Origin of the sequence: Pseudomonas flexibilis (assembly GCF_000802425.1) — a bacterium.
Classification (GTDB): Bacteria; Pseudomonadota; Gammaproteobacteria; order Pseudomonadales; family Pseudomonadaceae; genus Serpens; species Serpens flexibilis.
The window spans coordinates 233567-246806 of sequence record NZ_JRUD01000007.1; the positions used below are offsets into that span (position 1 = coordinate 233567).

Below are 13240 nucleotides of genomic sequence, written 5' to 3' on the forward strand. Positions count from 1 at the left end.
GCAGAAGGAACCGCCGATGACCCCGTCGCACCCGCTGGAAACCCGCAACGAATTCATCGCCCGCCATGTCGGCCCGCGTGAAGCCGAACTCGGCGCCATGCTTGAGACGCTGGGGTACGCCTCGCTGGAGGCACTGACCGACGCCGTGGTGCCGCCCGGCATCCGCCTGGAGAAACCCTTGCCGCTGGACGAGGGATTGGGCGAGGCCGAGGCGCTGGCCGAGCTGCATGCGATCGCCACTCGCAACCGGGTGTTCACAAGTTGCATCGGCCAGGGCTACTACGGCACCCACACGCCGGCGCCAATCCTGCGTAACCTGCTGGAAAACCCCGCCTGGTACACCGCCTACACGCCCTATCAGCCGGAAATCTCCCAGGGTCGCCTGGAGGCGCTGCTGAATTTCCAGACCCTGGTCAGCGACCTCACCGGCCTGCCGGTGGCCAACGCCTCGCTGCTCGACGAAGCCACCGCTGCCGCCGAGGCCATGACCTTCTGCCGGCGCCTGTCGAAGAACCGCGCCAGCAACCGCTTCTTCGCCTCCCGCCGCTGCCATCCGCAGACCCTCGACCTGTTGCGCACGCGCGCCGCGCCGCTGGGCATCGAGGTGGTGGTGGATGACGAACTGGCCCTGGACGACCCGTCGACCTTCTTCGGCGCACTGCTGCAATACCCCGCCAGCCACGGCGATATCCATGACTACCGCGAGTGGATCGAGCGCCTGCACGCCGCCAATGCCCTGGTGGCGGTGGCCACCGACCTGCTGGCCCTGACTTTGCTCACCCCGCCCGGCGAGTTCGGCGCCGACGTGGCCATCGGCAGCGCCCAGCGCTTTGGCGTGCCGCTGGGCTTCGGCGGCCCCCATGCGGCCTTCTTCGCCACCCGCGAAGCCTTCAAGCGCGACATTCCCGGCCGCCTGGTCGGCGTGTCGGTAGACCGCCACGGCCAGCCGGCGCTGCGCCTGGCGATGCAGACCCGCGAGCAGCACATCCGCCGCGAGAAGGCCACCAGCAACATCTGCACCGCCCAGGTGCTGCTGGCCAACATGGCCAGCATGTACGCGGTCTACCACGGACCGCAGGGCCTGAAGGCCATCGCCCGACGGGTTCACCGGCTGACCGCCATCCTCGCTGCCGGCCTGCGCGAGCTGGGCCACAGCGTGGAGCAGCAGCACTTCTTCGACAGCCTCAGCCTGGCCAGCGGCGATGACACCGCCGTGCTGCTCGAGCGCGCCCGCGAGGAAGAGATCAACCTGCGCGAGATCGACGACCAGCATTTGGGCATCGCCCTGGACGAAACCAGCACGCCGGCGCTGGTGCAGCACCTGTGGGCGGTGTTCGCCCACGGCGGCCAGCGCCTGCCGGACTTTGCCGCACTGGCCGACACGCCGGACGCCCTGCCCGCCGGTCTGCTGCGCCACACGCCGTTCCTGGAACACCCGGTGTTCAACCGCTACCACTCGGAAACCGAGCTGATGCGCTACCTGCGACGTCTGGCCGACAAGGACCTGGCGCTGGACCGCGCCATGATCCCGCTGGGTTCCTGCACCATGAAGCTCAACGCCGCCAGCGAGATGCTGCCGATCACCTGGCGCGAGTTCACCGGCCTGCACCCCTTCGCCCCGGCCGAGCAGAGCGAGGGCTACCGGCAGCTCACCGCCGAGCTGGAGGCGCTGCTGTGCACGGTCAGCGGCTACGATGCCGTCTCTCTGCAGCCCAACGCCGGCTCCCAGGGCGAATACGCCGGCCTGCTGGCGATCCGCGCCTATCACCAGAGTCGCGGCGAGCCGCAGCGCGACCTGTGCCTGATTCCCGCCTCGGCCCACGGCACCAACCCGGCCACCGCCAGCATGGCCGGCATGCAGGTGCTGGTGGTGGCCTGCGACGCCAGCGGCAACGTGGACATCGACGACCTGCGCGCCAAGGCCGAGGCGCATCACCAGCGCCTCGCCGCGCTGATGATCACCTACCCCTCCACCCATGGCGTGTTCGAGGCAGGCATCCGCGAGATCTGCGAGATCGTCCACCAGCACGGCGGCCAGGTGTACATCGACGGCGCCAACCTCAACGCCATGGTCGGCCTGTGCGCGCCGGGGCGCTTCGGCGGCGACGTCTCGCACTTCAACCTGCACAAGACCTTCTGCATTCCGCACGGCGGTGGCGGTCCCGGTGTCGGTCCGATCGGCGTCAAGGCGCACCTGGCGCCCTTCCTGCCCGGACACCGTTGCCTGGAACGCCGCGACGGCGCGGTCAGCGCCTCACCCTACGGCAGCGCCAGCATCCTGCCGATCTCCTGGATGTACCTGAAGATGATGGGCGGCGAGGGCCTGACCCGCGCCTCCCAGGTGGCCATCCTCAACGCCAACTACATCGCCCGGCGCCTGGCGCCCCATTACCCGGTGCTCTACACCGGCAGCCACGGGCTGGTGGCCCACGAGTGCATCCTCGACCTGCGGCCGCTCAAGGACAGCAGCGGCATCAGCGTCGACGACGTGGCCAAGCGGCTGATCGACTTCGGTTTCCACGCGCCGACCATGTCCTTCCCGGTGCCCGGCACGCTGATGATCGAGCCCACCGAGAGCGAGTCGAAGGCCGAGCTGGACCGCTTCTGCGAGGCGATGATCCGCATCCGCGAGGAAATCGCCGCCGTCGAACGCGGCGACCTGGATGCCGAGGACAATCCCCTGAAGAACGCGCCGCACACCGCCGCCGAACTGGCCGGCGACTGGCCGCACCCCTACGAGCGCCGCCAGGCCGTCTACCCGGTGGCGCAGCTGGCGGAACACAAGTACTGGCCGCCGGTGGCGCGCGTCGACAACGCGTACGGCGACCGCAACCTGGTGTGCAGCTGCCCGCCGGTGGAGGCTTACCAGTAGCGTGGCCCTACACTGAAAACAGTCCCTTGCCCGGGTAACGTCCATGGCCCTCAGCGTGCTCGATCTGTTCAAGATCGGTATCGGTCCCTCCAGCTCGCATACCGTGGGGCCGATGCGCGCCGCCGCGCGCTTCGCCGAGGGGCTGCGTGACGACGGCCTGCTGGGCGCCACGGCGTCGCTGCAGGTCGAACTCTACGGCTCGCTGGGCGCCACCGGACGGGGCCACGGCACCGACAAGGCGGTGCTGCTCGGTCTGGAAGGCGAGCAGCCGGAACGCATCGACACCGCCAGCATTCCCGACCGGCTGGAGCACATCCGCAGCCGTGGCGAACTGCGCCTGCTGGGCGCTCACCCGCTGCCCTTCGACGAACGCGAACAGCTGAAATTCATCCGCAAGCCGCTGCCCTACCACCCCAACGGGCTGATCTTCCGCGCCTTCGACGCCAGTGGCCTGCAACTGCGCGAGCGCGCGTTCTACTCGGTGGGTGGCGGCTTCGTGGTGGATGAAAGCGCCGCCGGCGCCGGGCGCATCGTCGAGGACCGCACCGAGCTGCCCTACCCCTTCCACAGTGGCCGCGAGCTGATGGAACTCTGTGCCCGACACGCGCAGCCGATCAGCGCGCTGGTGGCCGCCAACGAGGCCGTCTGGCGATCCGACGCCGAGACCCGCACGGCGCTGCTGGAGATCTGGCAGGTGATGCAGGCCTGCGTGGCCGCCGGCTGTCGTCACGAGGGCATCCTGCCCGGGGGCCTCAAGGTGCGCCGCCGCGCCGCCGCCCTGTACCGTCAGCTCAGCGAGACCGCCGAGCCGCAGCTGCGCGACCCGCTCAACGCGCTGGACTGGGTGGACCTCTGGGCGCTGGCGGTCAACGAGGAAAACGCCGCCGGCGGCCGGGTGGTGACCGCACCCACCAATGGCGCAGCCGGCATCGTGCCGGCGGTGCTGCACTACTACATGCGCTTCGCCCAGTCGCCCAGCGAGGATGGCGTGGTGCGCTTCCTGCTCACCGCCGCCGCCATCGGCATGCTCTACAAGGAAAACGCCTCGATCTCCGGCGCCGAGGTGGGCTGCCAGGGCGAGGTCGGCGTGGCCTGCTCGATGGCCGCCGGCGCGCTGTGCGAGGTGCTCGGGGGCAGCCCGCAGCAGGTGGAGAACGCCGCCGAGATCGGCATGGAACACAACCTGGGCCTGACCTGCGACCCCGTGGGCGGGCTGGTGCAGATTCCCTGCATCGAACGCAACGCCATGGGCGCGGTCAAGGCGATCAACGCTGCGCGGCTGGCCTTGCGTGGCGACGGGCGCCATTACGTATCACTGGACAAGGTGATCGCCACCATGCGCCAGACCGGCGCCGACATGAAGAGCAAGTACAAGGAAACCGCCCGGGGCGGCCTGGCGGTGAACATCATCGAGTGTTGATGGCGCTCGGTGCGGGTTGCTGGGTGGTCAACGCACGCGTTGACCACCCTGAGTCCGGTTACGTGCCGTTACGTACCGTCCACCACGCCGTTACGCAGGGCGGTCGGCGCTTTCCCGGCCGCCGAATGCGCCTCGTGCAGGCCACCCTACTCAAGGAGAATCGCATGACCCTGGCTTACACCCCGCTGCACGCGCTGCATCAGGAACTCGGCGCCCGACTGGTGCCGTTCGCCGGCTACGAAATGCCGCTGCACTACCCCGCCGGCATCCTCAAGGAACACCTGCACACCCGCGCACAAGCCGGGCTGTTCGATGTCTCGCACATGGGGCAGATCGTGCTGCACGGCGCTCAGGCCGCCGCCGCGCTGGAAACCCTGGTACCGGTGGACATCCTCGATCTGCCGGTGGGCCAGCAGCGCTACGCGCTGTTTACCGATGAGAACGGCGGCATCCTCGACGACCTGATGGTGGCCAACCTGGGCGACCAGCGCCTGCTGCTGGTGGTCAACGCCGCCTGCAAGCAGCAGGACCTGGAACACCTGCAGCGCCACCTTTCCGAGCGCTGCATGATCGAGGCGCTATTCGACAGCCGCGCCCTGCTCGCCCTTCAGGGACCGCGGGCCGCCGCGGTGCTGAGCCGTCTGGCGCCGAGCGTGGCGGGCATGACCTTCATGCAGATCGCCCGCGTCGAGCTGCTCGGCCATGCCTGCTTCGTCAGCCGCTCGGGCTATACCGGCGAGGACGGTTTCGAGATCTCCGTGCCGGCCGCCCATGCCGAAGCGCTGGCACGCCGGCTACTGGACGAAGCGGAGGTGCAGCCCATCGGCCTGGGCGCCCGCGATTCGCTGCGCCTGGAAGCCGGCCTGTGCCTGTACGGCCATGACATGGACACCCAGACCACCCCGGTGGAGGCCAGCCTGAGCTGGGCGATCTCCAAGGCCCGCCGTCCGGATGGCGCACGCGCCGGCGGCTTCCCGGGCGCCGAGCGCATCTTCCAGCAACTGCGCGACGGCGTGGCGCAGCGGCGCGTCGGCCTGCTGCCGGCCGAACGCATTCCCGTGCGGGAAGGCACCCGGCTGGTGGATGATCAGGAACAGTCGATCGGTCGCATCACCAGCGGCGGCTTCGGCCCCAGCCTCGGCGCGCCCGTGGCGATGGGCTATGTGGAAAGCCACCTGGCGGGCCTGGGCACCTCCGTCCAGGCGCTGGTGCGCGGCAAGCCGGTGGCCATGACCGTCAGCAAGATGCCCTTCGTTGCGCCGCGCTATTACCGGGGTTGAAGGGAACATGCCCGCCACCAAACGGGCATGTCCGGCGTGCTACCCTCGCGCCTCGTCTTTTCAGAGCTGTTGTATATGAGCGTTACCCAAAGCCTCCTGCTGCTGGCGGGCATCATCCTGGCCAGCGCCTTCTTCTCCATCGCCGAAATCGCCCTGGCCGCCGCGCGCCCCCTGAAACTGCGCCAGCTGGTCGACGAGGGCAACCACAACGCGCAGCGCGTCATCCATGTGCAGACGGCGCCCGGCCATTACCTGACCGTGGTGCAGATCGGCATGAACGCCCTGGCGATCCTCGGCGGTATCGTCGGCCAGGGCTTCCTCACCCCGGTCTTCACCCGGCTGCTGGAAAACCACCTGGCGGCCGACCAGGCGGTCGCCATCGGCTTCACGGTTTCCTTCGTGCTCACCACCTCGCTGTTCATCGTCTTCACCGACCTGATTCCCAAGCAGGTGGCCATGGCGATTCCCGAGCGCCTGGCGACCCTGGTGATCGGCCCGATGCAGGTGCTCAACACCCTGTTCAAACCCCTGGTGGTGTTCTATGCGTGGGTGGTCAGCGGGCTGATCGCGCTGTTCAACCTGCCACGCCAGCGCGACGAAAGCGTCACCCCCGACGACATCCTCGCCCTGACCCAGGCCGGGGCCCTGTCCGGTTCGCTGGCCGCCAGCGAGCAGCAGGTGATCGAGAATGTCTTCGAGCTGGAGACCCGCACCCTGCCCAGCGCCATGGCGCACCGCGACGGCATCCTCTACTTCCTGCTGGACGACACCGAGGAGCACATCCGTACCCGCATCGCCAGCGAGCCCCACTCCCACTATCCGGTCTGCGATGGCGACATCGACCACATCGTCGGCTACGTGACCGTGAAGGAGCTGTTCCAGCGCGTGCTGAACAACCAGCCCATCGCCTTCAACGATCCGTCACTGGTGCACAAGCCGCTGGTGGTGCCGGACCGCCTGACCCTCGCGGAAATGCTCCGCCAGTTCCGCCAGACCGGCGAAACCTTCGCGCTGATCGTCAACGAATACAGCCTGGTGGTCGGGCTGATCACCCTCAAGGACGTGATGAGCATCGTCATGGGCGACCTGGTGTCGCCCTGGTACGAGGAGCAGATCGTGCGCCGCGACGACCACTCCTGGCTGATCGACGGCGTCACCGCCATGCAGGATGTGAAGCGCGCCCTGGACATCGACAGCACGCCCCACGAAGAGGAATATGAAACCCTCGCCGGCTTCCTGATGACCATGCTGCGCCGGGTGCCCAAGCGCACCGACAGCGTGACCTGGGGCGGCTACACCTTCGAGGTGGTCGACGTGGACAGCTACCGGATCGACCAGGTGCTGGTCACGCGGGCCGGCGACGGCCCCACAGCCGCCAAACCCCCTGTGGATAACCCTGTGGATCCGCGTGGATAACCGCTCTACTGCCGGGTCCGCCGCCACAGATGGCGGGCCCCTTCCAGCACCAATACCAGCACCGCTGCCCAGATCGGGATATAGGTGAGCCATTCGCCCGGCTGGATGCGCTCACCCAGCAGCAGCGACACCACCACCAGCAGCACCGGCTCCACATAACCGAGCAGGCCGAACAGGCCGAGTGTCAGGTAGCGGCTGGCCAGCAGGTAGCTGATCAGCGCCCAGGCGCTCAGCGCGCCCATCAGCGGCACCAGCAGGAACAGGCGCGGCGCCTCGGCGAAATGCCCCGGCAGCTGCCCGCCCGCCCAGGCGAACCACAGCGCCACCGGCAGCATCAGCAGCATGTCGAACAGCATGCCGCCCAGGTGATCGGTGCCCAGTCGCCGGCGCAGGGCGAAATAGGCTGGATAACCCAGCGCCACCAGCCAGGTTTCCCAGGCTAGCCCGCCGACATTCACCAGCTGGTTGCCCACCCCGAGCACAGCAAACAGCGTGGCCAGCTGCTGCAGGCGACTGAGGCGTTCGGCGAACAGCACGCGCCCGGTGAGGATCATGGTCAGCGGCAGCAGGAAGTAGCCGAGCGAGACATTCAGGCCGCGCCCCTGCATGGGCGCCCAGAGGAACAGCCAGAGCTGCACGCCGAACAGCGCGGCGCTGAGCATCAGCAGCGGCAGCAGCAACGGCCGACCCCGCAGCCGAGCGGCCAGCTCGCGCACGGCAGTCCAGTCACGGCCGAGCGCCATGAACAGCAGCAGGCAGGGCAAGGTCAGCAACACGCGCCAGCCGAACACCTCCTGGCCGCTGAGCGGCACCAGCAGGGTCGACAGGTAATAGAGCGCGGCGAACAGCACCGAGGCCGTGACGGACAGCAACACACCCCTGGACACGACAACTCCTCAACGAAAAAGGCGCCAGTGTGGCGAGGGCGCGCGGGCAAAGCCAGCCCCGAGAGACGCGCGGAGCGGGATCAGTGTGTCGTGGTCGCCGCCAGCCAGGTGCGCACTTCGTCCGGGGTCAGGCGCATGTCGCTGGAATCGACGCGCCGGTAGGTGTTGTTCAGCACGTCGCCATTCAGATAGACCGGCTTGAGCGCCGCCGGCGCTTCGGGGATACGCACGCGCAGCAGGGTCTTGCCGTCGATGCGCACCAGCTGCAGGTCATCCTCGCCCAGCAGGTTGACGCTCACCCGCGCGGGATTCTCCAGGCCGTCCAGCAGCTCGCGCAGCAGCCGCTGCGGCTCGGGTATGCCCGCCACGCTGAATCGGCCGTCATGCTCGCGCACGCCCAGCAGCACCACGCCGCCCTGGGTATTGGCGAACGCCGAATAGGTCGGCCAGAAATCGCGCGGCAGCTCGCCCTGCCCGTGGCGCCCCTGGGCCAGCTTGCACTCCAGGCGCACGCCCTCGGCGAGGGGACCGAGGGAATCCAGTTCGAGAATCGTGTCGTTCATGCCTGCCTGACCGGTTCCGGGGTCGTGCCGTGCAGCGTAACCCGAGCCGACGCGCGTGCGCACCCGACGGCGCAGCGCCGCGCCCTGTTACACTGCGCGCCTTTCCGCTGTTTTCGGGCCGCCGTCGTGACCACCGCTTTCAATTCCCTGCCGCTTTCCGCCGCCATGCTAGCCAACCTCAACGAGCTGGGCTACGCCGCCATGACGCCGATCCAGGCCCAGAGCCTGCCGCTGATCCTGCAAGGGCAGGACCTGATCGCCCAGGCCAAGACCGGCAGCGGCAAGACCGCCGCCTTCGGCATCGGCCTCTTGCACCCGCTCAACCCGCGCTACTTCGGCTGCCAGGCCCTGGTGCTCTGCCCCACCCGCGAGCTGGCCGACCAGGTGGCCAAGGAAATCCGCCGCCTGGCCCGCGCCGCCGACAACATCAAGGTGCTGACCCTGTGCGGCGGCATGCCCTTCGGCCCGCAGATCGGCTCGCTGGAGCACGGCGCCCACGTGGTGGTCGGCACGCCCGGCCGCATTCAGGAACACCTGGCCAAGGGCACCCTCAAGGTCGACGGCCTCAACACCCTGGTACTGGACGAAGCCGACCGCATGCTGGACATGGGCTTCATCGATGCCATCACCGCCATCATCGAACAGACCCCGCCGCGTCGGCAGACCCTGCTGTTCTCCGCCACCTACCCGGAAGGCATCGAACAACTGGCCGCGCGCTTCCTCAAGAAACCCGCCCGCGTGGAAGTGGAAAGCCAGCACGACAACGCGCAGATCGAGCAGCGCTTCTACGAAGTCGAAGCCAGCCAGCGCTACCAGGCGGTGGCCAAGGTGCTCGACCACCTGCTGCCCACCTCCACCATCGCCTTCTGCCAGACCAAGATCCAGTGCGACGAGCTGGTGGCCTTCCTCAAGGAACGCGGCCTGAGCGCCGCCGCCCTGCACGGCGACCTGGAACAGCGCGACCGCGACCAGGTGCTGACCCTGTTCGCCAACCGCAGCCTGAGCATTCTGGTGGCTACCGACGTGGCGGCGCGCGGCATCGACATCGCCGGCCTGGACCTGGTGATCAACGTCGAACTCAGCCGCGACCCTGAAGTGCACATCCACCGCATCGGCCGCAGCGGCCGCGCCGGCGAAAAAGGCTTGGCCGTGTCGCTGGTCGCCCCGTCCGAAGCCCAGCGCGCCAGCGCCATTGAGGAGCTGCAACAGCGCCCGCTGAACTGGAAGAACCTCGACAGCCTGAAGAACAACGCCACCGAACGCCTGCGCCCGCCGATGATCACCCTCAACATCGGCGGCGGCCGCAAGGACAAGGTGCGCCCCGGCGACATCCTCGGCGCCCTCACCGGCGACGCCGGCCTCACCGGCGACCAGGTCGGCAAGATCGCCCTGTTCGACAACCAGGCCTACGTGGCCGTGGAACGCAGCGTGGCGCATCAGGCGCTGTTGCGGTTGCAGGCGGGGAAGATCAAGGGGCGGAGTTTCAAGGTGCGGAGTTTGTAAGGGGGCAAAGCGGGCTCGCCAGCTGGCCATACGCAGGGCGAGCAGTATGCTGCAGTGCCCCTATCGTTAACGGCAGGAATCGACCAATAGCGGATACTATTTTCTTTTATTGGTGATCATCATATTTTCCTAAGCCCAGTTCAGAGTTTTAGCTGCAATGCTCGAGGCTGCCCATCTGTGCTGATGGTCAGCTATAGTCTCATATACAAATTATATTGAACGGACCATCAAATGCTTTCAAATGAGATCAAAGATGCTCAACGGCACGTCCGGACGGACGCGTATCAAATGTCAGTTGGTGAGATCGTCAGCATGTACGACGAACGCGAGATCATCATTGATCCTGAATTTCAGCGCTTGTTCCGATGGGATGTCGGTCAAAAGTCAAAACTGATCGAGTCACTACTGCTTGGAATTCCTTTGCCCTCCATCTTTGTATTTGAGACGGAAGACGGAAGCTGGGAGCTGATTGACGGCTTGCAGCGCGTTTCGACAATCCTCGAATTTATGGGGCGCCTGCGTGGTCCAGACGGGGAAATTAACCCACCGTCAGTCCTTGAAGCGACTAAGTATTTACCCTCGCTTCACAACGCCGTATGGGAAACTTCAGAATTAATTGATGTTCCGATGCAAGAGCAAAGGCCTATCGACAAGACCCAGCAGCTCGCCATCCGCAGAGGTCGGCTCGGAGTCGAAATCCTGAAGCGCCCAAGCGACGATCAGACCAAGTATGATCTGTTCCAGCGACTAAATGCCGGAGGCACTCAGGCGAATGCTCAGGAGCTTCGGAACTGCATCATGCTGATGATTAGTAAAGATTATTTCCGCGCGGTGAAAAACTCTGCTGAGCAGGATGCCTTCAAGCGTGTGGTATCGATCAGCGAAGAGCAGTCAGAAAGACAGCGGCATATGGAAATGGCCGTACGCTTTCTAGTCCATACGCAGGTGCCGTATGACGGTCGGCTTGACGTCGAGGAGTACATTGACGAAGGCATCGTAACCTTGGCGCAAGCTGGAAACCATGCGACTGCAGCCGACTTAATCAATCGGACTTTCCAGCTCTTAGATGAAGTCGCAGGAAACAACGCCCTTCGGCGCTTTCAAAATGGTGCTTATGTTGGAAAGGTTGGGCTAGTCGGTTTAGAGGCTATTGCCGTTGGTGTGGCCCGAAACCTCCCCGCGATCCTCGCATTAGGCCCTACTCCCTCAAAAACCTTCGTCAAGGAGAAAATCGAGAGTTTCTGGGAGCAACAGCAGGTTGCGGCATTCTCTTCTTCTGGGCTGCGCGGAACAACCCGCATTCAACGCACTGTACCATTCGGCGAGGAATGGTTCCGCCCATGAGCAAGCCTTATACGGAAGCCCATTTTTCTGCGCAAATTATTGAAGACCGTAACTGGCGCATCAAAGAGATATCGGACCTCAAAGCGGCGATCAGACGTGGCGACGAGGGCGTGCAGAGAGTTCTACTCAGAGCATTAATTGCCATCTGCTACGCTCATTGGGAAGGCTACATCAGGTTCTCTGCAAAGAAGTACTTAGAACATATCGCATTGAGAAAATTTCAGTATGGGGATCTCAACAGGCAATTTTTTCGGAACTACTTTCTGCCGCGACTGGCGGCTTTATCTACCACAAAAGCCAACATCGCAGACCGCTGCGACCTTGTTGATCAAATCCTGAACTCCGCAGACGTCCGTTTCACCCGTGTAAATGAGGACCTAATCAACACAAAATCCAATCTTAATTTTGAAGTCTTAACCGATATTTGCCTGGTATGTGGGTTGTCTGCAGAGATTTTTGCCGAAAAATGTACGTTCATAGACGTTATTCTCTTAAAGCGCCGAAATGCCATTGCTCATGGTGAAAGCACCTTAGTGGAGCTCAATGAGTTAGACGAGATAACGACTGAAACCATCGTCTTGATGCGGACTTTCGGCGATGCGCTGGAGAACCACGTCGTCCTGCAAACTTACAAAGCGATATAGGTATTTTCCCAACCCACAATCCGTAAATGAATACGCGAACGACTGGGCAAACTTGTAGGCCCCGATCAGCGAATCGGCAATCACGGCCAGCAACGCGCCGATCCATAGCAGGTCGGGCTTCTTCCACCGACAGGCCATAACAAAAAATGGGGACGGATTTATTTCCTATAGTTCCTTACCAAAAAAATACGAAAACATACAGCAGAAAAACAAAAAGGCCCATGAACCTTCTAAATACCGGATCTGCATCCGGTAACACCCTACCAGGAGCGATATGAATCACACCTCCCGCGAGGAACGCATACACCCCCCCTAGCAAACCAAAGCTGGACCGCCATAACCCCAAAGAAACTTCCCCAGTCGCCATAGAACTTAAAAGAATGCAAGACTGCCGCCATAACCAAAACAAGAAGAACGGCTTTTTTATTAACGGAAAGAAAATCAATCATCAGTGAAACACTTTTCCTTTGATTAATATTTAGATTAGGCGGTGTGACAATAGTGCCGCAATAGAAGATGCGGACTTAACAGCCATCACAGCCCAAAAATTACACTCACAGTTAGAAATAGAGTTAACCACTCGGCAACCCCCCATCTCATTCAACTCGCTATTTCCCTTATAACCCCTACCGCAATCAACACCTGCCCCGCAAAATAACAACTCACAATCACCGGAACTGCATACGCGAACGGCTGCGCAAACTTGTTGACCCCGATCAGCGAATCGGCAATCACGAACAGCATCGCACCGAGCCATAGCAGCCCCGGTTTGTCCTCAACCCGGCAGGCCATCAGGGCCATGACATAGAGGCACAGCAGGTAGATGGCGACAGGCAGCTGGTAGGCCCCGGCGGCGGGGACCAGCCACACGGCGAGTAGCAGGCTGTAGAGAGTGACGGGCAGCATCCGCCAGCGTAGCCAGGGCTTGCCTTTAGCCAGCACGGCGAAGCCGGCGACGAAAGCGAGCTGGTTGATCAGAAAGGCGCCCAGCGCCTGGATGAAGAGTCCGTCCCGGTCGCCGTAGTCGAGGAACAAGTCGCCAGCCGCTGCGGCAACAAAGCCCGCCCCCAGAAAGAAACCCGACTTGCCAGGATGGGCGCGCCAGGCAAGCACAGCGAAGATCAGCATGGGGATGGGCTTGAGCAGCCAGCTGAAGGGATAGGGTTTGAAGGGCAGCAGGACGAGGTAGATCAGCCCCAGTGCAACGGCCACGACAAAACAGCGGCGCTCGAAGGCGGACATGGTGGCTCCGGTGTTGTTCTTGTTGTGGGCGCAGACTCTCGTGTCGTGCGCAGCCCGTCAAGACAACCG

The 13240-nt window shown here is 64.2% G+C and carries 10 protein-coding genes; 7 read left to right on the forward strand and 3 right to left on the reverse strand.

The window, feature by feature from the left end; all coding sequences use genetic code 11:
• The first annotated feature begins 16 nt into the window (after positions 1 to 16).
• From gcvP to paeA, 4 genes are all read left to right on the forward strand, one after another.
• Entirely contained in the window at positions 17 to 2872 is a 2856-nt protein-coding gene (gene gcvP / locus SF06_RS06215; RefSeq protein WP_039560327.1) for an aminomethyl-transferring glycine dehydrogenase, read from the forward strand.
• Positions 2873 to 2915: 43 nt separating this feature from the next.
• On the forward strand, positions 2916 to 4292 hold the full coding sequence (locus tag SF06_RS06220; protein WP_039560328.1) for an L-serine ammonia-lyase: 1377 nt from the start codon (positions 2916 to 2918) through the stop codon (positions 4290 to 4292).
• A gap of 164 nt (positions 4293 to 4456) precedes the next feature.
• Positions 4457 to 5572 carry a glycine cleavage system aminomethyltransferase GcvT gene (gene gcvT, locus SF06_RS06225; RefSeq protein WP_039560329.1) on the forward strand — a complete coding sequence of 372 codons (1116 nt, stop codon included), beginning with the start codon at positions 4457 to 4459 and terminating at the stop codon, positions 5570 to 5572.
• A 75-nt stretch (positions 5573 to 5647) separates the two neighbouring features.
• Positions 5648 to 6988, forward strand: coding sequence for a polyamine export protein PaeA (gene paeA, locus SF06_RS06230; RefSeq protein WP_039560330.1), 1341 nt, complete (start codon positions 5648 to 5650; stop codon positions 6986 to 6988).
• A gap of 5 nt (positions 6989 to 6993) precedes the next feature.
• Here the strand turns inward: paeA and rarD are convergent, their stop codons facing one another.
• On the reverse strand, positions 6994 to 7875 hold the full coding sequence (gene rarD / locus SF06_RS06235) for an EamA family transporter RarD (RefSeq protein ID WP_039560331.1): 882 nt from the start codon (positions 7873 to 7875) through the stop codon (positions 6994 to 6996).
• Between the two features lie 80 nt (positions 7876 to 7955).
• Positions 7956 to 8438, reverse strand: a complete 483-nt coding sequence (locus SF06_RS06240; RefSeq protein WP_039560332.1) for an AlbA family DNA-binding domain-containing protein — start codon at positions 8436 to 8438, stop codon at positions 7956 to 7958.
• Positions 8439 to 8603: 165 nt separating this feature from the next.
• On the opposite strand from SF06_RS06240, the gene dbpA reads away from it, so the two are divergent.
• From dbpA to SF06_RS06255, 3 genes are all read left to right on the forward strand, one after another.
• The gene (gene dbpA, locus SF06_RS06245; RefSeq protein WP_052199738.1) at positions 8604 to 9941 is read left to right on the forward strand and encodes an ATP-dependent RNA helicase DbpA; all 1338 of its coding nucleotides are present in this window, start codon (positions 8604 to 8606) and stop codon (positions 9939 to 9941) included.
• 312 nt (positions 9942 to 10253) lie between these two features.
• Positions 10254 to 11285 carry a DUF262 domain-containing protein gene (locus SF06_RS06250; protein ID WP_211253768.1) on the forward strand — a complete coding sequence of 344 codons (1032 nt, stop codon included), beginning with the start codon at positions 10254 to 10256 and terminating at the stop codon, positions 11283 to 11285.
• Positions 11282 to 11929 (forward strand): MAE_28990/MAE_18760 family HEPN-like nuclease, encoded by a 648-nt coding sequence (locus tag SF06_RS06255; protein ID WP_039560335.1) that lies wholly within the window; start codon positions 11282 to 11284, stop codon positions 11927 to 11929. The genes SF06_RS06250 and SF06_RS06255 overlap by 4 nt, the downstream gene beginning before the upstream one ends.
• A gap of 600 nt (positions 11930 to 12529) precedes the next feature.
• Here the strand turns inward: SF06_RS06255 and SF06_RS06260 are convergent.
• Positions 12530 to 13171 carry a lysoplasmalogenase gene (locus SF06_RS06260; protein ID WP_039560336.1) on the reverse strand — a complete coding sequence of 214 codons (642 nt, stop codon included), beginning with the start codon at positions 13169 to 13171 and terminating at the stop codon, positions 12530 to 12532.
• Between the last annotated feature and the right edge of the window lie 69 nt (positions 13172 to 13240).

Coding starts and splice junctions, on each gene's coding strand:
- gcvP (WP_039560327.1), top strand. CDS start 17: ATGACCCCGTCGCACCCGCTGGAAACCCGCAACGAATTCATCGCCCGC.
- SF06_RS06220 (WP_039560328.1), top strand. CDS start 2,916: ATGGCCCTCAGCGTGCTCGATCTGTTCAAGATCGGTATCGGTCCCTCC.
- gcvT (WP_039560329.1), top strand. CDS start 4,457: ATGACCCTGGCTTACACCCCGCTGCACGCGCTGCATCAGGAACTCGGC.
- paeA (WP_039560330.1), top strand. CDS start 5,648: ATGAGCGTTACCCAAAGCCTCCTGCTGCTGGCGGGCATCATCCTGGCC.
- SF06_RS06240 (WP_039560332.1), bottom strand. CDS start 8,438: ATGAACGACACGATTCTCGAACTGGATTCCCTCGGTCCCCTCGCCGAG.
- dbpA (WP_052199738.1), top strand. CDS start 8,604: ATGCTAGCCAACCTCAACGAGCTGGGCTACGCCGCCATGACGCCGATC.
- SF06_RS06250 (WP_211253768.1), top strand. CDS start 10,254: ATGTACGACGAACGCGAGATCATCATTGATCCTGAATTTCAGCGCTTG.
- SF06_RS06255 (WP_039560335.1), top strand. CDS start 11,282: ATGAGCAAGCCTTATACGGAAGCCCATTTTTCTGCGCAAATTATTGAA.
- SF06_RS06260 (WP_039560336.1), bottom strand. CDS start 13,171: ATGTCCGCCTTCGAGCGCCGCTGTTTTGTCGTGGCCGTTGCACTGGGG.